The organism is Agarivorans gilvus, assembly GCF_001420915.1.
GTDB classification, from domain to species: Bacteria; Pseudomonadota; Gammaproteobacteria; order Enterobacterales; family Celerinatantimonadaceae; genus Agarivorans; species Agarivorans gilvus.
The window spans coordinates 1,952,633-1,974,522 of record NZ_CP013021.1 but is presented as its reverse complement, the minus strand read 5'-3'; the positions used below and the strand labels follow the sequence as shown (position 1 = coordinate 1,974,522).

21 protein-coding genes are annotated in these 21,890 nt (G+C 45.9%); 19 read left to right on the top strand and 2 right to left on the bottom strand.

Annotated elements, in window-relative coordinates; all coding sequences use genetic code 11:
• The first annotated feature begins 463 nt into the window (after positions 1-463).
• The gene (locus AR383_RS09235; RefSeq protein WP_055732871.1) at positions 464-1,849 is read left to right on the top strand and encodes a PhoH family protein; all 1,386 of its coding nucleotides are present in this window, start codon (positions 464-466) and stop codon (positions 1,847-1,849) included.
• Positions 1,850-1,859: 10 nt separating this feature from the next.
• Positions 1,860-2,138 (top strand): PilZ domain-containing protein, encoded by a 279-nt coding sequence (locus AR383_RS09230; RefSeq protein WP_055732870.1) that lies wholly within the window; start codon positions 1,860-1,862, stop codon positions 2,136-2,138.
• Here the strand turns inward: AR383_RS09230 and AR383_RS09225 are convergent.
• Both AR383_RS09225 and leuA read right to left on the bottom strand, forming a co-directional pair.
• Positions 2,122-3,087, bottom strand: a complete 966-nt coding sequence (locus AR383_RS09225) for a hypothetical protein (protein ID WP_055732869.1) — start codon at positions 3,085-3,087, stop codon at positions 2,122-2,124. The genes AR383_RS09230 and AR383_RS09225 overlap by 17 nt on opposite strands.
• Before the next feature lie 25 nt (positions 3,088-3,112).
• On the bottom strand, positions 3,113-4,687 hold the full coding sequence (leuA, locus tag AR383_RS09220; RefSeq protein ID WP_055732868.1) for a 2-isopropylmalate synthase: 1,575 nt from the start codon (positions 4,685-4,687) through the stop codon (positions 3,113-3,115).
• A gap of 168 nt (positions 4,688-4,855) precedes the next feature.
• Between leuA and AR383_RS09215 the strand changes: the two genes are divergently transcribed.
• The 17 genes from AR383_RS09215 to AR383_RS09140 all read left to right on the top strand — a co-directional run bounded on the left by AR383_RS09215 (position 4,856) and on the right by AR383_RS09140 (position 21,888).
• Positions 4,856-5,521 carry an NAD(P)H-binding protein gene (locus tag AR383_RS09215; RefSeq protein WP_055732867.1) on the top strand — a complete coding sequence of 222 codons (666 nt, stop codon included), beginning with the start codon at positions 4,856-4,858 and terminating at the stop codon, positions 5,519-5,521.
• A 121-nt stretch (positions 5,522-5,642) separates the two neighbouring features.
• On the top strand, positions 5,643-6,131 hold the full coding sequence (locus tag AR383_RS09210; protein ID WP_055732866.1) for a phosphatase PAP2 family protein: 489 nt from the start codon (positions 5,643-5,645) through the stop codon (positions 6,129-6,131).
• Positions 6,132-6,142: 11 nt separating this feature from the next.
• Entirely contained in the window at positions 6,143-7,249 is a 1,107-nt protein-coding gene (locus AR383_RS09205) for an MJ1255/VC2487 family glycosyltransferase (RefSeq protein ID WP_055732865.1), read from the top strand.
• A 16-nt stretch (positions 7,250-7,265) separates the two neighbouring features.
• A complete protein-coding gene (locus AR383_RS21740; protein WP_188407275.1) occupies positions 7,266-7,421 on the top strand; it encodes a hypothetical protein in 156 nt (51 codons plus the stop codon).
• 282 nt (positions 7,422-7,703) lie between these two features.
• Entirely contained in the window at positions 7,704-9,422 is a 1,719-nt protein-coding gene (locus AR383_RS09200) for an acetolactate synthase 3 large subunit (RefSeq protein ID WP_055732864.1), read from the top strand.
• Positions 9,422-9,916 (top strand): acetolactate synthase small subunit, encoded by a 495-nt coding sequence (gene ilvN, locus AR383_RS09195; protein WP_055732863.1) that lies wholly within the window; start codon positions 9,422-9,424, stop codon positions 9,914-9,916. The genes AR383_RS09200 and ilvN overlap by 1 nt, the downstream gene beginning before the upstream one ends.
• Before the next feature lie 144 nt (positions 9,917-10,060).
• Positions 10,061-11,953 carry an EAL domain-containing protein gene (locus tag AR383_RS09190; RefSeq protein ID WP_055732862.1) on the top strand — a complete coding sequence of 631 codons (1,893 nt, stop codon included), beginning with the start codon at positions 10,061-10,063 and terminating at the stop codon, positions 11,951-11,953.
• A 183-nt stretch (positions 11,954-12,136) separates the two neighbouring features.
• Positions 12,137-13,018 (top strand): hypothetical protein, encoded by an 882-nt coding sequence (locus AR383_RS09185; RefSeq protein WP_055732861.1) that lies wholly within the window; start codon positions 12,137-12,139, stop codon positions 13,016-13,018.
• Complete coding sequence (locus tag AR383_RS09180) at positions 13,015-13,620, top strand: hypothetical protein (RefSeq protein WP_055732860.1); 606 nt, start codon at positions 13,015-13,017, stop codon at positions 13,618-13,620. The genes AR383_RS09185 and AR383_RS09180 overlap by 4 nt, the downstream gene beginning before the upstream one ends.
• The gene (gene gspM / locus AR383_RS09175; RefSeq protein ID WP_055732859.1) at positions 13,613-14,266 is read left to right on the top strand and encodes a type II secretion system protein GspM; all 654 of its coding nucleotides are present in this window, start codon (positions 13,613-13,615) and stop codon (positions 14,264-14,266) included. The genes AR383_RS09180 and gspM overlap by 8 nt, the downstream gene beginning before the upstream one ends.
• Positions 14,259-14,588, top strand: a complete 330-nt coding sequence (locus AR383_RS09170; RefSeq protein ID WP_055732858.1) for a hypothetical protein — start codon at positions 14,259-14,261, stop codon at positions 14,586-14,588. The genes gspM and AR383_RS09170 overlap by 8 nt, the downstream gene beginning before the upstream one ends.
• A 3-nt stretch (positions 14,589-14,591) precedes the next feature.
• Positions 14,592-16,292 carry a pilus (MSHA type) biogenesis protein MshL gene (mshL, locus tag AR383_RS09165; protein WP_055732857.1) on the top strand — a complete coding sequence of 567 codons (1,701 nt, stop codon included), beginning with the start codon at positions 14,592-14,594 and terminating at the stop codon, positions 16,290-16,292.
• An 11-nt stretch (positions 16,293-16,303) separates the two neighbouring features.
• The gene (locus tag AR383_RS09160) at positions 16,304-17,209 is read left to right on the top strand and encodes an ExeA family protein (RefSeq protein ID WP_055732856.1); all 906 of its coding nucleotides are present in this window, start codon (positions 16,304-16,306) and stop codon (positions 17,207-17,209) included.
• Positions 17,206-18,417: a tetratricopeptide repeat protein gene (locus AR383_RS09155; protein ID WP_055732855.1), complete on the top strand. Its 1,212-nt coding sequence runs from the start codon at positions 17,206-17,208 to the stop codon at positions 18,415-18,417. The genes AR383_RS09160 and AR383_RS09155 overlap by 4 nt, the downstream gene beginning before the upstream one ends.
• Before the next feature lies 1 nt (position 18,418).
• Positions 18,419-20,167 (top strand): GspE/PulE family protein, encoded by a 1,749-nt coding sequence (locus AR383_RS09150; protein ID WP_055732854.1) that lies wholly within the window; start codon positions 18,419-18,421, stop codon positions 20,165-20,167.
• Complete coding sequence (locus tag AR383_RS09145) at positions 20,167-21,396, top strand: type II secretion system F family protein (RefSeq protein WP_055732853.1); 1,230 nt, start codon at positions 20,167-20,169, stop codon at positions 21,394-21,396. Before AR383_RS09150 ends, AR383_RS09145 begins: the two co-directional genes overlap by 1 nt.
• Positions 21,397-21,888 carry a hypothetical protein gene (locus AR383_RS09140; protein ID WP_055732852.1) on the top strand — a complete coding sequence of 164 codons (492 nt, stop codon included), beginning with the start codon at positions 21,397-21,399 and terminating at the stop codon, positions 21,886-21,888.
• The last annotated feature ends 2 nt before the right edge of the window (positions 21,889-21,890 follow it).

Below are 21,890 nucleotides of genomic sequence, written 5' to 3'. Positions count from 1 at the left end.
TATGCCATACGATGGGTATACAGGTTGGTTACTCTGTAACTTAGTTGATGCATTAGACATTAACATGGAAGCTAAATCGAATGAAAGGATAGGCGTCATGAAAATACATGTTATTTTCACATAGTGAAACGAGCTTTAACATTTGGAACCTAATTTTCCCGCACGTTTTCAGATCCTCCCGCATTTATCGCAGTTTCAATGGTTACTTTTCTTAAATAGGTTCATCTTGAAATATGACTAAATTTTGCCAACCCCCGTTTCTTTCTTTAAAACTTTATTAGGCTTGTATCTCAGTTGGTTTCAGTTTGTATACTTCACTCGGCGAGTTGTTTCTTTGCTTAATATTTGCTCACTTGAGCAGTTTGCCAATAGGAAAGGTTTGTAAAGGTGATCGGGATAGATTAGCCTGAGATTGAACGTTTGCAGTAATCTCACATCGCCTGATGGCCTATGGAGGGCAAATATGGAAAATAACGCTCCAAGTAAACTGTTCATTCTTGACACTAATGTGCTATTGCACGAACCCCTCGCTATATATTCCTTTCAAGAGCATGATGTTGTCATTCCGATGACGGTACTCGAAGAGTTAGATCGTATTAAAGATAGGCAGAAAGACGTTAGTCGCGATGCCCGAGTTGCGATTCGCTCATTGGAAGATGTGTTTGCCTCTGCCAGCCCAGAACAAATTGTTAATGGGGTAGAGCTACAAAATGAGGCTGATAATCAAGCCCACGGTAAGGTTGCGATCTTTGCCGATCATGCTTTGGAAAAAAACCAACAAAATTTCACCGCGGATGAACCTGATAACCGAATTATAAATGCAGCGATTTACCTGCAAAAAAAACATCACCCCAGACAAGTGGTGTTGGTGACCAAAGATATTAATATGCGCCTGAAAGCGAAAGGTGCTGGTATGGAGCGAGTTGAAGATTACCGTACCGACCAGCTGATTGATGATATTCGTTTGTTGGCCAAAGGCTTTGTAGAATTTGAAGGGAGTTTTTGGGGAAGAGTTAAGGACTGTGAGAGTAGCGCAGAAGGGCGTGATACTCACCATGTTATAGATGCTGAGGTTATTGGGCCATGTTATGTGAATCAGTACCTGATTGATGATACTCAGAGTTTTGCTGCTCGAGTGATGAATAAAACTGAAGAAAGCGTTGAGTTATTAGATTTAGGTTATGAGCGCTTGATGGCTAAACATGCTTGGGGCGTACATCCCAAAAATATTTATCAGGGCATGGCCTTTGATGCGCTGCTTGACCCCAATATTGACTTGGTGATTCTCACCGGCCCCGCCGGCTGTGGTAAAACGTTGCTAGCGATGGCAGCCGCTTTAGAAATGGTCGTAGAAAAAGGTATTTATGACAAAATCATTGTCACTCGTAATACCCCTGAAATTGCTGAATCTATAGGTTTTTTACCCGGTACCGAAGAAGAGAAAATGGCGCCTTGGTTGGCTGCTATTACCGACACCTTAGAGGTTCTGCATAAGCATGATGAGTCCATGTCTGGCTCATTAAACTATATTATGGAAAAGGCTAATATTCAGTTTAAATCGGTTAACTTTATGCGTGGGCGCAGTATTCAAAACGCCTTTGTATTTTTGGATGAGTGCCAAAATTTAACCGCTTCTCAGCTAAAAACCATTATCACTCGCTGTGGTGAGGGTACTAAATTAGTATGTTGTGGTAACTTAGCTCAAATTGATAGTAACTATTTATCAGCGGTGACTTCGGGGTTAACCTATATCGTTGAACGATTCAAAGATTTTGATGGTAGTGCAAACGTGTACTTAAATGGTGTAGTAAGAAGCCGTTTAGCCTCATTTGCAGAAGAAAAACTATAGTGAGAAAAATATGATTGGAGAAGCTAATAAACGGGCCTTTCATCGAATGCTGATTAATGCTGAGCTAAAAGTGTGGGTTGGTCAGCAAAGTTATTCGGGCCTTTGCAAGGATTTAAGTGCAACGGGAATGGGCATTAGCTTAAAAGATGTTAAGTTGGCTATTGGTGATGAGATAGAAGTTGCTTTGAGTGGTGAAGGCGTGGCGCCGTTTAGCGCTAAAGGGAAGGTAGTTCGCTGTGCTGACGCCGGCGACATCGACTACGCGATAGAATTTAGCTCGCTTTCTTAAACACCGGAGGTGTCCAATCCATTTGCTGATAGGTAAACATACCGGAGCGAATGAATCGGAGACTTGAGGGGGCTGCTTTACCTAATGGGTAAAGTGCCGGGCCAGTCGGTTCGGCTAGCAGCCAATTTGCCCCCATAATAGTGATGCTTTCATCGTTGCCTTGTGCGGGGAGGCGCAAGGCCAGCAAGGCATGGTTAGGCACGTATACTATGGCAATGCCTAGCCGTGGAAACAAGGTTTTTAAGGCGCTGGCGATGAGCGTGGTTTTACTATCGCAATCTCCTAGGTTATTTCTTATTACTTGGATGGGAGTAAGGTAGCCTGCTCCGCGTAATCTATCTTTAGAGCGCAATGCGTGGTAAGGGATGGATTGAACAAAGCCTAGTAGGTAGTTGGCCACCGCTCGTGGGTCTGATCGTTTATCTGCCAAGGCTTGCAGGCTGGCATCGAGCCAGCTAAACAGATATTCGGCACTTTCTTTCGCGAAGCGATTATGATCAGGCATAATGCCTAAAACCCCATCAACACCACGATGCTCAATAAAGTAATGTTGGCTAAGGTAATCTTGATAATGTTGGTCAATTTGCTGGTTTAGGCTAGCTGCGAGCTGTTTGATTAATGCTGGATCGTCCCCTTGTAACTGCACACTTAACTCTCCGCCATTTTGATTTAGCTGGACTCGAGCCTGGCGAGGATCGATTTGATTCAACTGGGGTTTTAATTGATTCTGTACATATTGCTGTGCTTGCTCGGGGCGAAATTGAATAAATTTGGTGAGCTTGTGAGGATAATTGAGCAGACTAAACTCAAGAGCTTGCTGGTTACCTTGCTGATCTTGCCATAGATAGCTGTAATGCCCAGCATGACGTTTAAAGCTGAGTTGTTCAGCTGTGGTAGTGAAGGATAAAAAACCGGAGAGAACTAATAAAGCAATTATGTATTTATTCACATTCTGCTCCGGTATCTCATATTGTTTAACTGAGTTTAGACTGTTTTTGCTCGGCAATCTGTTCAGCGCGGTGGATATGATTGAGTACATGCACAAAAGCTTTGGCCGAGGCTTCTACAATGTCGGTAGCTAAGCCCATGCCGTGATATTTTCGGCCTTGGTAGTTGGCCACAATATCTGCCTTACCCAAGGCATCTTTGATATCTGTCTTTTGAGCTGCGCTACTTCCGCCGCCAGCCGCTTCAATGGTGTAGTCATCGATCTTAATGTCGTAGCCAGTAATCTTACGTAAACAGCGATAAGCAGCATCAATTGGGCCGTTACCAGTGCAAGCATCAAGAATGGTTTGCTCTCCTGCGACTAATTTAACCGTTGCTGTGGAGACTACATCGGAGCCACTTTGTGCACTTAAGTATTCTAAGCGATAGAATTCTGGCTCATCTTGTAAGTTATTGAAGAATACCAAGGCTTCTAAATCATAATCAAAAACTTGGCCTTTGCGGTCCGCTAAGGCTAAGAAGCTGTCATAGAGCTCATCTAGGTTGAAGTCTTCTTCGGTATAACCTAGCTCGTGCATGCGATGTTTAATCACATGGCGACCAGAGCGGGAGGTGAGATTGAGGCTGTTTTTATTTAGGCCAATGCTCTCAGGGGTCATAATCTCATAGGTATTTTGATTTTTGAGCATGCCATCTTGGTGAATGCCTGATGAGTGAGAGAAGGCGTTACTGCCCACAATCGCTTTATTGGCTTGAACTGGCATGTTACAAAGATGGCTAACCAATTGACTGGCGCGATAGATCTCTTGAGATTTAATATTGGTGCTTAAGCCGCCTAATTGATCTTTACGGGTATTGATGATCATCGCCACTTCTTCTAGTGAACAGTTACCCGCGCGTTCACCAATGCCATTTAAAGTACATTCAATTTGTCGTGCGCCCTGTTGTACGGCTGTGATCGAGTTGGCTACCGATAGGCCTAAGTCATCATGGCAATGTACTGAGATCACGGCTTGGTCGATGTTCGGTACACGGTTAAATAAGGTGTTAATAATGCCGCCGAACTCACTAGGTACGGTATAACCCACGGTGTCCGGGATGTTCACTGTGGTGGCTCCGGCTTTAATCGCGGCTTCTACCATGCGGCAGAGGTTGTCGATGGGAGTGCGACCCGCATCCTCGCAAGAAAACTCTACATCGTTGGTATAGTTACGCGCATGTTTAACTGCTTTAACTGCCATGTCTAATACGTCGTCAAAGCTACGTTTGAGTTTACTTTCAACATGTACGGTTGAGGTAGAAATAAAGGTGTGAATACGAAAGGCCTCGGCTACTTTGAGGGCCTCTGCTGCCACGTCGATATCTTTGGGGAGCGCTCGTGATAGGGCACAAACCGTTGAATTTTTAATTTCGCGGGCAATGGTTTGCACCGATTCAAAATCACCGGGTGATGAAATGGGAAATCCCACCTCCATAATGTCTACACCTAGGCGTTCTAAAGCAAAAGCAATTTGTAGTTTTTCTTTTACTGTTAAGCTGGCTGCAAGTGCCTGCTCGCCATCGCGTAAGGTAGTATCAAAAATTTTGACTAGGTCAGACATTTATTCATCCTTGTCTATCGTTAGTAGTGTTTGCCGTGTTGCTGTAAGGCATTGTTATTTTATTGGCACTGCATATAGCAGTGTTAATTGCTTATTTTAGCAAGCCAGAAGTTTACTGGCTAACCTCAAATAGAGCTACTGTTTCCGTTGGTTATTGGGGAGAAGGCGATGAGTAAAGTTGCGATTGTGATAGGTGCCACAGGGCTAGTCGGTAGGGCCTTGGTAGAGCAACTATTAGAGGCACCTGAGTGGCAGTTAGTACGAACCTTTGGGCGCCGCTGTTTGCCCTTTGAACACCCCAAATTGCAACAATATGAAGTTGATTTTAAGGCGATTGACGCTTGGAAAGGAGAAATAAAAGGACAGTGCTTGTTTATTTGCATCGGCACTACTCGACGCCAAGCGGGTAGCCGGCAGGCCTTAGCTGAAGTTGACTTAAGCCTGCCCTGTCGATTTGCCGCGTTGGCTCGCGCCAACCACGTGGACAAGTGTGTCGTGGTCTCTTCGCTGATGGCTAACCTTCATTCGGCGTCTCATTATTTACGCACTAAAGGTGCCTTGGAGCAGGTCTTAGGTGATTTGGCTTTTCCTTTCTTAGTACTTGTTCGCCCTGGTCCTTTGCTAGGAAAGCGAGAAGTGCCACGATTATCCGAGCAAATAGTTACGCTTTTACAGCCCTTGTTTCAGTGGACTTATTCACCGCTGCGTCGTTGGCGTGGAATAGAGGCAACACGTTTAGCTAAGATCATGTGTTGCTTGGGCTGCGCTGAGCTAGCAGAGGCGCAGCTGGTGTTGCAGGGGGATGAGCTATTTAGGTGGGAGCAAAAAATCTAGACTGCCGCTGTTGTCACTGAAATCGACCTTGTTAATTCTTGTCACGATTTTGTCAATTTAGCTTCATTTCTCGGTAAAGCTGCTTAGTCAGTCTGATAGCAGGCCGAAGAAGGAGCTTGCTATGTTACAAAGAATCAGCCAATGGGATTATGCCGTATCTTCACTTTGCTTAGGGCACCGCTTTAACAGCCAGGTTGCAGCCTGCGCCAGAGTGATTTCACACTCGGCAGATGGTTATTATTATGCGGTGTTTGCTGTGGTGTTGGCTTTTACCCCTTATGCCACAGTGTTTGTTCAATTAGCCCTGCCTGCTTTTGCACTTGAATTAGCTAGTTACTTAATCTTGAAGCAACTATTTCGGCGCGACCGTCCGCAATCCTTACCGGTGTTTATTCGACCTTCTGACCGTTTTAGCTTTCCTTCTGGACATAGCGCTGGAGCATTTGTGATGGCCGCATGCATCGCGCAAACCTTTCCTGCATGGGCGCTCGTAGCTTTTGTTTGGGCGAGTTTGGTGGCTTGCTCCAGAGTATTACTTGGGGTGCATTTTATTAGTGACGTATTGGCGGGTGCCTGTTTGGGCTTGTTGATTGTTTTTGGCATTAACTAGGTAGGCAAATAATGCGAATTCTGTATGGGGTACAAGGTACTGGCAACGGGCATATTACTCGAGCGCGTTTGTTGTGTAGCGCATTACGTCAGCAAGGCATCGATGTTGATGTGTTTATGTCAGGCCGGGCTGGCCCTGCACCTAAGGTGGAAGAGTTTGGTGACTACCGCAGTGTGAAAGGGATAAGTTTTCATCATCGGCGGGGACGAATTGACCGCTGGGCTACGCTTAAACAACTGTCGCTGGCTCGTTTCACCAAAGATGTAGCGCAATTAGACTTATCTGCTTATGACTTGTTGATTAACGATTTCGAGCCAGTGAGTGCTTGGGCGGCCAAGCGCCAAGGCTTAACTAGCTTGTCCATTTCTCATCAAGCGGCTTTTCTTTACGATATTCCCAGTAAAGAAATGGGCTTATGGAATCGTTTGCTCACCCGGTATTTTGCGCCTTGTGAGTATAATTTAGGGGTGCACTGGTGTAGCTTCAATCAAGCCATTATTCCGCCTTTGGTAGCAAACCTAGAGCACTTGTCAAACAATGGCAAAATCTTGGTGTATCTGCCTTTCGAATCATTGTCTGAAGTTTGTCAGTTGTTAGGGCGCTTCACTGGTTACCAATTTATTTGTTACCACCCTGATATCAAACAAGCGCATAAGCGCGACAATATTCAATTGCAGCCGATTGCCCGGGAAGGGTTTATTGAGCATTTAAGCGCCTGTGCGGGGGTGTTTTGTAATGCCGGTTTTGAGTTGCCTTCAGAGGCCATGGCTGCAGGAAAGAAACTGTTAGTTAAGCCTCTGTTTGGCCAATTTGAACAACTCAGTAATGCTTATACTTTACAAAGTCTTGGCTTGGGGCAAGTTACGGAAAGTTTAGAGCCGTATATTTTGGATGCTTGGTTACAACAGGATAGAAGCGAACCGGTTCATTATCCTGACGTAGCGAAAATTTTAGCGCAGAGGATCCATAACCAGCAATGGCAAGATTTAAAGTCCCTCTCAAAACAGATGTGGCAGCAAGTGAGTTACCCAGCTGTAAGTCAAATGTTATTGGACAATATGCTCAGTGACTACGGTGAAAATGTGGGATCTTGGGCTAAAATAAAAGTGTTGGGATAACGGCGCGGGAGGTGTTATGCGTTTTACAAATGAAGATGGAGAAGTGATGGAGTTAGCCAACAACATTACTCTGCAAGAGTTGTATGATATGGGGGTGAGTATTTCTTTAAGTGAAGACTCAGACCCTGAGCAGCAAATCTGGTTAACTGAAGAACATGATACTATTAAATAGCTAATAGCTTTATGCTAATGCTAAGAGGCCGAGTGATAACTTGTTTATTATTCGGCTTTTTGTTTTTATCGTGGTTATAAATAGTAACATCAAGCTAGCTGGATGTTCCCTGTTTATATGATGCGCTGCTTAAAAGCTTAGAAAGAGCGGACAAAAGCATAGACGCTGGGGGGCAAGAAACGTTAAAGTGCTAAGCTTGGAAGAGGCAATTTTTAGTCCATTTCCTGCAACACAAACTAGTTATCCCCAAAATTACAATAATTAAAGCCTGGAGGCTTGAACATGGAGAAGTTATCCGGCGCCGAAATGGTCGTCCGCTGTTTGCAAGATCAGGGTATTAAACACATTTTTGGTTATCCTGGCGGCTCAGTTTTAGATGTATATGACGCGTTGTTCGACAACAGCGATATTGAGCATATTTTAGTTCGTCATGAGCAAGCTGCTGTGCATATGGCAGATGGTTATGCGCGGGCAACGGGAGAAGTCGGTACGGTATTGGTCACCTCTGGCCCTGGTGCGACTAACACCATTACCGGTATTGCTACTGCCTATATGGATTCGATTCCACTGGTGATTTTGTCTGGCCAAGTTGCAACCAGCTTGATTGGTCAAGATGCTTTCCAAGAAACCGATATGATCGGGGTTTCTCGCCCAGTGGTAAAACATAGCTTTTTAGTTAAAAAAGCAGAAGATATTCCTCAAGCTATCAAAAAGGCTTATTACATTGCTGCCAGTGGTCGTCCCGGTCCGGTGGTGATTGACTTGCCTAAGGATGTACAAAATCCACTGCTGAAGTTTGATTACGAATATCCCAAGTCGGTCAGCATGCGCTCTTACAATCCAACGCTTACTGGTCACAAAGGTCAAATCAAAAAAGCAGTTAAAGTGTTGGCCGAGGCAGAGCGTCCGGTTCTTTATTTGGGCGGTGGTGCCATTACCGCTGCGGCTGGTGAGCAAATTGCTAAGCTAGTTGATTTATTCAACATGCCGGTGACCTCAACACTAATGGGCTTAGGCGCCTTCCCTTCTACCGACTCACGTTTCATTGGTATGTTAGGTATGCATGGTACCTATGAAGCCAATATGTCGATGCATAATGCCGATGTGATTTTTGCAGTGGGTGCTCGTTTTGACGATCGGGTGACTAACAATGTGGCTAAGTTCTGCCCTAACGCAACGATTTTACACATTGATATTGATCCTACTTCTATCTCTAAAACGGTACATGCCGACATTCCTATTGTGGGTTCGGTAGATGCGGTTATCGACCAAATGTTGGCTTGTATTACCGAGACTGGCGCTAAAAATGATGCTGATAGTATTAAACAATGGTGGCAGCAGGTTGAGCAATGGCGTAGCCGTAAGTGCTTAGACTACGCCAAAAGTGAAGACTTAATTAAGCCTCAGCAAGTTATTGAAGCGATGTATAAAGTGACCAAAGGGGAAGCCTATGTGGCTTCGGATGTGGGCCAGCATCAAATGTTTGCAGCTCTATATTACCCCTTTGATAAGCCGCGTCGTTGGATCAACTCCGGTGGTTTGGGCACTATGGGCTTTGGTTTCCCTGCGGCCATGGGGGTGAAGTTAGCCTTCCCCGATGCTACGGTAGCTTGTGTCACCGGCGATGGTTCGATTCAAATGAACATTCAAGAGTTATCTACCTGTTTACAGTACAATATTCCGGTGGTAATTGTGTCTTTGAATAACCGTTCATTGGGCATGGTTAAACAATGGCAAAAAATGTTCTACGGTGGACGCCAGTCGCATTCGTATATGGATTCGGTACCAGACTTTGTTAAGTTAGCCGAAGCCTACGGTCACGTTGGCATCAAAGTTGATCACCCCGATGAGCTGGAAGGGGCGATGGAAAAAGCCTTTTCGATGAAAGATCGGGTAGTGTTTATGGATATCATGGTTGACCCTGAAGAGCATGTTTATCCGATGCAAATTAAGACCGAGTCGATGAAAGATATGTGGTTAAGCAAAACGGAGAGAACATAATGCGCCGAATTATTTCAGTTTTACTAGAAAACGAAGCCGGCGCTTTGTCTCGCGTAACCGGTTTGTTTTCACAGCGTGGGTTTAACATCGATTCACTAACGGTGTCTGCTACAGAAGATCCCACCTTGTCTCGAATGACTATTTGTACTTTTGGTAACGACAACACCATTGAGCAAATCACCAAGCAATTGAATAAATTGGTTGATGTTTTGAAGGTGTCAGAACTTACCGAAGCCGAGCATGTTGAACGTGAAATCATGCTAGTTAAGGTGCGCGCCGCTGGTGCTGCTCGAGAAGAAGTGATGCGGATTAGCGATATTTTCCGCGGTCAGATTGTAGATGTAACGCCTAATCTGTATGTCATGCAGATGAGCGGAGATAGCGCTAAATTAGATGCTTGCGTTAAAACCTTATCTCAATCAACAGAGATCTTAGAAGTGGTACGTAGTGGTGTTTGTGGTATGAGTCGCGGCGAGCGAATGTTGCGTCCTTAAGGCATCATTATTGGCTAGCAAAAGACCAGCTACGGCTGGTCTTTTGGGTTTTGTCTCTCAATTTTTGAATAACTGATATACTCTAGCCTAGGCTTTGCCAAGGGATGGCAAGCTAACTTGGTTAGATGGTGAGGATCACCCTGAATGAAGTTCTCCAGTAGGATTATTATATTTACCATTAGCTGCGTGGTGATAGCCGTGCTGCTAGTGCTACTTGGAGGCGCATTTACCTTTCGCCAGTTGGCCTTTAATCAGCAGCAACACCAACTCCGTTCGGTGGTAGAGGTTCTCGATAATCAGCTCAGCGTTCAGCCTGACACCCCCGAATTTGCTCAATGGCTACCCAATTGGCTACGCGCTCATAATATTCAAGTGCTTGAAGTGGCTAACCGAGGAGGGGTGATTTATACCTTTCGCGAGCTTAACTACACCGGAAGCAGTAAAAATTTAATCGCCTATCGTTATCCCTTGCTGGCTCATCCAGAGTTCTATGTGCAAATTTGGGTGGAACGTCCGTTTAAGCGGCTGACTTACGAGCCTGAAGCGATGCTGGGCATCGGTGGTGGTTTGCTGATTGTTGCCTTGGGCCTCATTGTTGTATTCCGTTGGCTTAAGCAGATCATGTATGGCGCAGAGCTATTACAAACTCGTGGTAATCAAATTATCGCAGGACGACTGCGTGACATGCGAGAAGGTAGCCCAAAGGAATGGCCTAACGCGGCCAGTAAAGCCTTAGAGTTGCTTATCGATGAGCTTATTGAAGCCCGTCAAGAGCGTAGTCGCTTCGATTGTATCATTCGCAATAATGCCTTTGTTGATGAATTAACTCAGTTATCCAACCGAACTCATTTTCTTAATCAATTAGAGGCGGAAATTAGTGATGCTGACGCGCATATTGGTGCCGTGCTGTTGATTTATTTACGCGGAATGGATGACGTGAATTATCAATATGCTCGCAGTGAAGGCGATGCCATCTTGCAGCAAAGTGCGGATGTATTGAAGCAATATACGCGACGCAACATCGATGTGAATTTGGCACGTTACAGTGGTGATTCTTTTGCTTTGTTGATGCCGCTTTCGACTCTTGATGAAGCTGAAGATACCGCCGCGGGTGTATTGAAATTGTTGGAAAGAATTAGCTTGCCGGAAGTGGCCGACGCAGACGACTTTTTCTACATTGGTATAGCCGGCTACCAATATGGTGACGACGCTCAGTTGGTGCTTGAGCAAGCCGAGGACGCGCTACGTATTGCTCAAATCCAGCGTCATAATGGTTGGTATGTTATTCCTCGAGAGTTAAATTCAAGCCAAACGGGTAAAGGTTCGGTGCGCTGGCGTACCTTGTTGCAACATGTGTTGGTGAATGATTCGCTGCACTATTATCAACAGGATGTGTTTGATGAAGATGGGCGGGTTTGTTACAAAGAAATGCTAGCTCGTATCACCGACTATCAGGGCGAAGTTATTAACGCTGGGGTGTTTCTTCCTTGGGCGGAAAAAAGCGGTTTGTTAATGGATTTTGATCGCCATGCCTTGGCATTTGCCATGAAACAGGTGAAATACTCGCGCCAGTCTATTAGCGTTAATTTGAATATTTCAACCGTACTTAAGCAGTCGGTAATGCGCGAGTTATTGCAATGGGTGTTCTCTGTTCCCTATAAAGAATGCCAAAAACTGGTATTAGAGTTTCATGAGACTCAACTCTCGCAATTAAATGACACCGAAATGATGCGCTTGAAAGCCTTGAATAAAAAGGGCATTAAGTTGGCAGTAGAACGGGCCGGACAAAGGGTGGTGAGTACTCAGTACATTAGTGAGTTGAAACTCGAATACTTAAAGTTACATCCCAGTTTAGTGCGCGACATTCAGCTGCGCCAAGTGAATCAGCTAGCGGTAAGCTCAATGCTTGCCAGTTGTGCTGGTAGGGTGAAGGTGGTTGCGCTAGGTGTAGAGCGTAATGAAGAGTGGCGAGTATTACAGCGTTTAGGGGTTCATTATGCCCAAGGCTTTTTATTTAGTAAGCCTGAGCCCTTTTAGTTGAGTAAAATCATAGGAATTTTAGATTTAAGCGGTAAATAATGGTGCGGTTTATTAGCCATTAGTGTGGGCTGGCTTTTTCTCTTGAGTGTAAGCACAGAATTCTTGCTTAATGCTTTAAAAACTAAACGAAAAGTTTAGACTACTAGTTCGCGATGACTTAAATATTACTAAAGGATCAGGATGAGCTTAGCGTTTTGGCGTAAGAAAGCCGCAAAAAACCGTTGTTGTGCTTACCTACAGCCCGAAGTGTTGGTTGTTGCTGATTCCCAACAGAACATTTATGAGCTTGAGTTAAATTCAGCCGAGCAGTGGAGCTCTGCCTTTGCTTCTTTGAGTCAACAGGCCAAGCTGGGCTGCGATCAGCAAATCGTTTTTATCTTGGGCAAACAACACTACCAGCAGTTTCAAGTGGATAAACCGCAAGTAGCTAATGAAGAGCTTCTGGGGGCGGTGCCGTGGACCATTAAAGATATGCTTAGTGAGCCACTAAGCGATTTAGCTATAGATTATTATGCGGCTCCAAGTAATCCCATGGCGGGAGAAAAATTGAATGTAGTGTGCGTGCGCAAGAGTATAATTCAGCACTTAGTTAGCTTGGCTCAGCAATACGACATCAGTATTGAAGGCATCACCATAGAAAGCCTCGCCGTGGTTAATTTTTTAGAGCAGAGTGAACGTTGTCAGATGTTGCTCTGGCAGCCCAAGGGCGGTGATCTCGAATTAATTGTGGTTCGCCAAGGCCAAGTCTGTTTTAGTCGACAATTACGTGCTTTTTCTGCCTTAGGAAAAATGCAAGAGATTGAGTTTACTCAGAACTTTTTTGATAGTTTGAGCTTAGAATTACAACGCTCCATTGACTACATTAGTGCAACCCTGAAACTCCCCGAAGTGAGTGCCATTCAGCTGGCCATCCCTAGTCGATTTTGCGATACCATTGCTCAACAATTACAACAGAACCTAAGCCCTAAGGTGGCTTTGTTAGAGGTTCCGCTGTTGGATTCTAGTGAGCAGTATTACCAGTTGCCAGCTTTGGCTGGTTTACAGCCGGGAGTACTGCCGTGAAAATTCGCATTAACCTCTATACCGAAGAGTTTCGTCCTAAGCGAGATCGGGTTTCGTTAGGTCAGGCGGTGTTGGCGTGGTTGTTGTTAAGCTTACTCGTGGCGATAGTTATTTTTTGGCAACAAGGTCGCAGCGCCACTGCGCAACAGCAAGTGGCAGAACAAAAACAGCGAGTCGCGCTGCAACAGCAACAGCTTGAGCAATTGACCAAGGCGATTGAGCAGCGAGCGGTTGATGTGAGTTTGCAGCGGCAAGCAGAACAAGCTGAGCACTTGCTAAGCATGAAGCGCTTGTTGTTACAACGTTTGCAAGGACAGGCCGAAGTTAATAACGGCTTTTCTACTTTTTTATCTGCATTGGCTGCAATAGAAGACCAACAAGTGTGGCTACAACATATTTATATCAATAATGGAGCCATGGCGTTGGCTGGGCGTGCCAGTGGTAGTGATGCTGTGCCTAAGTGGGTGAATCAATTTAAACATTATCCACCTTTGGCGAGGCAAAAATTTTCAGGCTTGAAATTATTTCGTGATGAACAGCAGGGGCTGCATTTTAGTTTAAGTAGCTCTACAGATGCCAATGTAGGAGGTTTAAATGACTGAGCATTGGCACCGCTGGCAGGCTATTTATGCTGAGCTTAGCCTACGTGAACGAGTATTGATACTGCTCACTGGCGTGGTATTGATCGTTTTGCCTAGTTATTACTTTATGCTTGAACCTAGCATGCAACAGCAGCAACAGGCGGAGCGAGAATTAGCCCAAGCTAAAATCAGCTTAGCTGAAACCGAGCAGTTAATTGAACTAAGCAAGCTCAAGCTTCGCCAAGATCCAAATCAGACGATAGCTATAAAATTGAGCCAGTTGCAGTCTAATTTGTCGCAGCTCGACAGTGAGTTGGCCGCACAAAATGCGGGCTTAATCTCGGTAGAACAGATGGCTGGCGTATTAGAGCGCTTACTAGAAAAATCTGATGGTCTGCAATTACTTGCTATGGAGTCTTTAGCACCGCAAGCGGTATTAAGTGTTGAAGAGCAAGGGACAGAAAGTTTAAATTTTTATCGTCATGGTATTCGTTTAAGCCTCAGCGGCGGTTATTTTTCTTTGCTTGATTACTTGCAAAAGGTTGAGGCTTTGCCCCAGCGGTTTTTATGGAAGTTAATGGATTATCAAGTGCTTGAATACCCGGCTACCGAGATCACCATCGAGATTTACACCCTGAGTTCTAACAAGGATTTTATCAGTGGTTAAGCAGCTAATCATATTCTGTTTTGTTGTGATTTTTGGGATGCCAGTATTGGCACAAACTGACCCTACAGCACCGCCAGTGGCGCAACGTAGTGTAAATAAAAAGTCGACAGCGGTTTTACCCAGTTTGCAGGCGGTAATTCAAGATGGACAGCAAAGCGGGGCGATACTGAACCAACAGTTTGTCGCTTTAAAAGAGAGCGTTTCCGGTTATACCCTAACTCGAGTAGGGCATGATCATGTCGTGTTAGCACGCGCAGGGAAACATTATAAGATTCAATTGGACAAGGTTTCGGTGAAGCAGTTCACCGGGCAGGGGCAGTAATTCATGTATATCAAAGGGATGTTAATTGGCGCTGGTGTGATATTGCTGGGAGCCTGTCAAACCACCTCAAGACCCGAGCCAACTGAAGCTAAACAGGCAATTAATCAGGCTCAGCAAAGCAGTGTCAAACCGTTAACCTTGGCTCAGCTTCCGCCAGAGGTGAGTGCGGAGTTAATGCCAGAGTTAGCGTTAGCCGAACATAATTTGTTGCCAGTGGAACACCGTTTTGATGTGAACGCCCGTGATGTGGATGCGCGCGCGTTTTTTCCTGCCTTAGTCAAAGGCTCACCGCTAAGTGTGGCCTTACATCCGGGGGTGGAAGGTAAAATCTCGCTTCAGTTGAAAGAAGTGAGTTTAAAGGAAGTGCTGGATGTGGTTGCCGATATGTATGGTTATGACATTAAGCGCAACGGCAAGGTACTACATATTTATCCCGCAGGTATGCGAATAGAGACGATTCCTTTAAATTACCTAATGTTAGAAAGGTATGGTTATACCCGTACTCGAATTAACTCCGGTGGTATTACCTCGAACGAAAACGACAATAACAGTAACTCCGATAGCTCTTATTCAAACAATAATTCGAATCGCTCTACTAATTCCTCTTCGAGTAACAGCAATAGCTCAAATCGCAGTGATAGCTTTAACGGCACAAAAATTGAGTCTTCTACCGAGACGCGTTTTTGGTATGAATTAGAGGAAACTCTGCGTGGCATGATTGGCATTAATATGCGTCGTGACGATGGTAATGATAGCTCTTACGCTCAGGATGGGCGAATGGTGGTGGTGAGCCCTCAAGCGGGCCTTGTTACCATTCGCGCTTATCCTGATGAAATTCGCATGATTAAATCTTTTCTTAGCCAGTCAGAACAACACTTGCAACGCCAAGTTATTTTAGAAGCGAAGATCATTGAAGTGACCTTGAGTGATGGTTATCAGCAGGGCATCGATTGGACCAACGCAGGTGATTTGTTTGGTTCAACAGAAGTGTTGTTTAATAGCGTTTCTCAATTACCGGGTAATGCCATCAGTAATTTGATTGGTGGCGGTGGTGCCTTAACGATTACTGAGGGTAATTTCCAATCGGTGGTCAAATTACTGCAAACTCAAGGGGATGTGAATGTACTGTCTAGTCCCCGTATTACCGCGTCGAACAATCAAAAAGCGGTCATTAAAGTGGGTACCGACGAGTACTTTGTTACCGATGTTTCCAGCACCACCATTACCGGAACCAATCCGGTGACTAACCCTAGTGTTGAACTAACGCCATTCTTTTCAGGGGTGGCCTTGGACGTGACACCACAAATTGATGATGCTGGGCAAGTCTTGTTACACGTGCACCCATCAGTAACCGATGTGACAGAGCAGCGTAAGGTGATATCTTTTGGTAGCGCAAGTGATACCTTGGATTTGCCTTTAGCCCAAAGTGACATTCGCGAAACCGATACGGTGATTAGGGCCAACTCTGGAGACGTGGTAGTGATTGGTGGCTTGATGAGCTCTAAGCAGCAAGAAGTGGTATCTAAAGTGCCTTTTGTTGGCGCTATTCCCGGCTTAGGAGAGCTCTTTACTAACCGCGTGACCTCGACTCAAAAAACCGAGTTAGTAATTTTAATTCAGCCTACGGTAGTGGCGCATAATACTTGGGAGAATGAACTGAAAAAATCCCAAGAGCTGCTTAATACTTGGTATCCAGAACAATAGGTGGTCGTTCGGTGGCAGTTTATTTGCAACACTTTGGGCTTTCACAAGCGCCTTTCAGCCTAACTCCTAATACCGGCTTATATCAGGCTTTGCTACCACACGATGAGGCCATACAGGTATTGCAAACCGCTTTGCAATCGGGAGAGGGCTTCATCAAGGTCTGCGGTGAAGTCGGCACTGGAAAAACCCTACTGTGCCGTAAGCTGCTTAATGAAATGGCCGAGCAGTATCAGTTTGCCTACCTGCCTAACCCTTGTTTATCGGCCCAGCAGATCCATGCGGCGCTGGCCTCTGAACTTGGGCTGAGGGTTGAAGAAGGCAGCTCTGCACATACCTTATTGGAACAAATTAATCGTCGCTTAATTGAGTTTGCCAGTCAGCAGCGCCCGGTAGTGCTATTAATTGACGAGGCTCAGGCCTTGAGTGACGAAGCGCTAGAGGTAGTGCGTTTGTTGGGTAATTTAGAAACCGAGCAACGTAAATTATTGCATGTGGTATTGTTTGCTCAGCCAGAGTTAGATCAGCGTCTGGCTAGCCAACAATTGCGCCAATTACGCCAACGCATCACCTTTTCTTATCAACTGCGCGCTTTAGAAAAACAGGAAGTGGCCAGCTATATTCAACACCGCCTCCATTTAAGCGGTTACCGTGGCGGGCCGTTATTTAATGCAGCATCGCTTAAGCTACTAACTAAAGCTAGCCGTGGCATACCTCGTTTGATAAACATTTTAAGCCATAAGGTGTTGATGCTGTGTTATGGACAAGGAGCCAGCCAAATTACGGTGAAAATGGTGAAGCAAGCGATCATCGATACTGAAGATGCGGTGATGCCTAAGTCGAAGTCGGCTTACTTGTTTGGCTTGTTGCTTGGCTTGTTAGTGCTGGCCATTGGGGTTTACTGGAGTCAGCAGCAATGAGCGTGATTAATCAAATGCTGAAAGACTTAGACAAGCGTCAGCAGCATAATGCCCAAGCTATGTCTCCTTTGGTAGAAGATAACGGGCGTAGCTTTAGAGTCTATTTGTTAATTGCTTTTGCATTGCTGGTATTAGTGTTCTCAGCTTGGCTCGCACTGCGTTATTTTGATGATTTCCAGTCGGATCATCAGGTTGAAGTGATCAGTGAAGCTGCCAAGACTAGTAGCGGTTCCAGTAGCCAAGCCACTAGCTTAGAGCAAACCCAAGCCCTGCAAGCGGTAGCACAGGCGATAGATGTAGAGGTGAGTCCACCGCAAAATAATCAGCCCAGTGAGACGCCTCCAACGCAATCACTACAGCCTAGTAAAGCAGCAAGTGAGCCGAAGGCAAATACGCTAAACTCCTCTGCTCAGGCTAGCAGTCAAAATGTTAAAACGGCCCCTGCTGAGGCTGTCGCTGAATCAGTTGAGCAGCCCGCGGCGGCGCAAACACCTGCTAAGGTTGTTGCTCAAAGCGACACTAAGGCCTCCACGGTTGAAGAGAAACCACCTGTGGCCGCTCCTGAAACCGAACAGGCTGTGGCCAACCCGCCAATCGCTGAAGGCGAGTTACAAATAAAGCCTTTAGAGTTGAGCGTAGAGCAGCGGGTCGCTATGTATAAGCGGCGCGGCTTTCAGGCGCTAGAACAAAATCAGCCGAGCCAGGCAAGAGTGGAATTTAGCAAAGCGCTGCAGTTAGAACATAGCGCGCACGAAGTGAGGGAGCAATTGGCGGCGCTAGTGTATGCCAGTGGCGATCTTCCCAGAGCGGTCAATTTGTTAGAAGAAGGCTTGCAGTTGCAGCCCCAGCGCAGCTCATTTCGTTTGATGCTAGCTAGAATTTTTGTACAGCAACAACAACTGACTCAGGCGCTAGCTTATCTAGAAGGTGCAAGTCCAGAAATTGCCGGGCATGTCGACTACTACGCGATGCAAGCGGGCTTGGCACAACGTCTCGATAGACAGCAACTGGCCTTAACTAGTTATCAGCGCTTGCTGCGTTACGAGCCCAGTCGAACGCGCTGGTGGTTGGGTTACGCCATCGCCAACGACAAATTAGCAAATTATGCTGAGGCTTTGAGTGCTTATCGCCAAGCTCAGCTGGTGGGGCAGTTATCGGCCAACTCCAGTGAGTTTGTCGCCTCACGAATTAAACAGTTGGAGCAATAACATGGCACAACCTAAATTACGGATGCGTTTGGGAGACTTGCTGGTTAACGAGCAAGTGATAAGCGAAGCCGAGCTAATGAGTGCTCTAGCGCAACAAAAACAAACTGGCCGTAAACTGGGCGCTACCTTAATTGAATTAGGAGTGATTGCCGAGGTTCAACTTCTCGAATTTTTGGCCCGCCAATTAGGCATTCCTTTTGTTGATTTGGCCAAAGTAGCCATTGATGCCAATGCCGTGGTCATGCTGGGTGAGGTGCATGCGCGCAGGCTTAGAGCCTTGGTTATTCATAAGGATGGCGAGGTATTAACCGTTGCCCTTTCCGATCCCGCCGATTTATCTGCCATCGATACCCTAGCTGGGCTATTAGCACCACATCAACTTAAATATGTGGTGGCGCGTGAGTCACAGGTACTAGAAGCCTTTGACCGTTTTTATCGCCGTACTCGCGAAATTGAAGGTTTCGCTCAAGAGCTGAAAGAAGAGTACGCCGGTAGCGAAGAGTTTGATATTGGTTTGGCCACTTCTGCCGATGAAAGTAACGAAACCACGGTGGTGAAGTTACTGCAGTCTTTATTTGAAGACGCGGTGCAGGTGGGCGCTTCGGATATTCATATCGAGCCCGATGAGAAGGTATTGCGGATCCGCCAGCGGGTGGACGGTGTATTACAAGAAAGTGTACTAAACGAGGTTCAAATTGCCTCTGCCTTGGTGCTGCGGTTAAAGCTGATGGCGGGTTTAGATATTTCAGAGAAACGTTTACCTCAGGACGGACGTTTTAACATTAAAGTGCGTGGTCACTCTATTGATGTGCGTCTATCTACCATGCCGATTCAGGCTGGGGAGTCGGTGGTGATGCGTCTATTGGACCAATCTGCTGGCATCCTATCCTTAGAACAAACCGGTATGCCGGCCGATATTATGGCGCGTTATCGCCGCCAGCTGCATAGGCCACACGGCATGATAGTGGTCACCGGCCCTACCGGTAGCGGTAAAACCACCACCTTATACGGTTCATTAAGCGAACTTAACCAGCCTGAGTCGAAAATCATTACCGTGGAAGATCCGGTAGAATATCGCTTGCCTAGGATTAATCAGGTACAGGTGAATAGTAAAATTGGCCTGACTTTCTCCAGTGTATTACGTACTACCTTACGTCAAGACCCCGATATTCTGCTGGTGGGGGAGATGCGCGACCAAGAGACCGTAGAAATTGGTCTAAGGGGAGCCTTAACTGGCCACTTGGTATTAACGACCCTGCATACCAATGATGCCATCACTAGCGCCTTACGCTTGATCGATATGGGGGCGGCGGGTTACTTGGTGGCGAGTTCGCTGCGCGCGATTATCGCCCAGCGTTTGGTAAGACGCTTATGTGAAAACTGTAAGCAGCCACATGAGTTTTCGCTAGAGGAACAAGTATGGTTAGAGCATGTGAGCCACGAGGATCTGAGCCAGCATGTTTTTTATAAAGGCAAGGGCTGTCAAAGCTGCAACTATACTGGATACAAGGGACGTATTGGGGTATTTGAAATGTTGGAGCTCAATGAAGCAATGATGGAAAGCTTAAGACGTAACGACCCCGATGAGTTTTCAAAAGTGGCTAAGGCTTCTAAGCATTATCGGCCGCTAGCTTTGGCGGCGCTGGATTATGCTAAACAAGGGGTGACAGCAATTGAAGAAGTCTTGCGTTTAGTTGAAGAAGTTGACCTTTACGGCGCGAGTGCGAGCAACTCGGAAGCGTCTGCCTAATGGCTGTGTTTCGCTATCAAGTCCGCGATGCTAATGGCCGTTTAGTCAGCGGTGACATTGAGGCCGCTACGGTTAACGCTGCGGCAGAGAACTTGTTACGGCGCGGTTTAACCCCGATTAAAATCAGCGAAGCCAAGTCGGGTAATGCAGGACTGGGTTCGATAGAGCTTAGCCAATTATGGCAAGGTAATATTAAGCTCGATGAGTTGGTGGTGTTTACTCGTCAAATGTACTCGCTGACCAAAGCGGGGATCCCCATCATGCGAGCTATTAACGGTTTAGCCGAATCGGCGCATAGCAAATTGTTACAACGCGCCTTAACTGGCGTATCCGAGGCCTTAGGCAGTGGGCGAACCCTCTCTACGGCCATGTCAGATTATCCCAAGGTATTCTCTCAGCTATTTGTGAGTATTGTGCATGTGGGTGAAAACACTGGTCGTCTTGAGCAAGCATTTTTACAGCTATCTCAATATCTTGAACTAGAAATGGATACCCGTAAGCGAATTAAAACCGCGATGCGTTATCCTACCTTTGTGATGGTTGCGATCGTGATCGCGATGGTGATTCTGAACATTTTAGTGATCCCTCAATTTGCTGAGATCTTTGGCCGCTTCAATGTCGAATTGCCTTTGGCAACCCGTATTTTAATTGGTACCTCCTACTTTTTTGTTCATTATTGGCCGCTGTTATTACTTATAGTCATTGTCGCTATAGTGGCTGTTCGTTGGTATTTGGCAACTCCTAAGGGGCGCCTGTCATGGGATAAAACCCGCTTGCGTTTGCCCATCGTTGGCTCGGTCATTGAGCGTTCATTGTTGGCTCGTTTCTCGAGAAGTTTTTCCATGATGGTGGCCGCAGGTGTGCCATTAAACCAAGCGCTATCGTTAGTAGCCGGAGCGGTTGATAATGCTTATATGGCACAGCGTATTGTTGAGATGCGTCGTGGTATTGAACGTGGTGAGAGTCTGCTGCGCAACGCTGTGGCCAGTGAGTTATTTACTCCCTTAGTATTACAGATGATCGCAGTGGGTGAAGAAACCGGTCAAGTCGACGAGTTATTGAATGAAGCTGCCGAGTTTTATGAGCGTGAAGTGGATTACGATCTGAAAAGTTTAACGGCGCGTATTGAACCTGTTTTGATCGCGGTAGTGGCCATCATGGTATTGATCCTCGCCTTAGGTATCTTCACTCCAATGTGGGATATGATGCGCGCGGTGAGGGGGTCTTAGTTGAACCAACAAAAATTGTTGGATGATAACCGTAAGCGCTTTGTTCAGCTTGTGAGCTTTAGCATAGTTTTGCTGTTGACCTTATTGCTTTTGAGAAGCTTTATTAGGACAATTGATCAAGCAGAACAACAGCTTGTAGAAGAGTACCAGCAAATTTGGGTAAGCCGCTTAGCCCAAGTTCATGGTTTGTGGTTGGCGCGTTTTCGACCAACGCAGCTGACTGTTAACTTTTGGCAAGAAAGTGAACGTAGTGAAGGGACTGGCTCCATTCACAGTATTACCTTACAAATGAATCAAGCAGGCTGGCCTAAAGTGAACTCAAGTCAAGATTGCTTGTTATTGTGGCGTGATATGATGGGCTTAGATTGGCTGCAGCAGCCCTCCGCCGCTTTGGTAGAGTATACGCAGCAAGAGTGCCAATTTACCTTCAAACATTCGCTGGCGCTGGTTTATCGAGCTCAGCAAGGGCAAGTATTATTGCAAGTGCAGTAAGG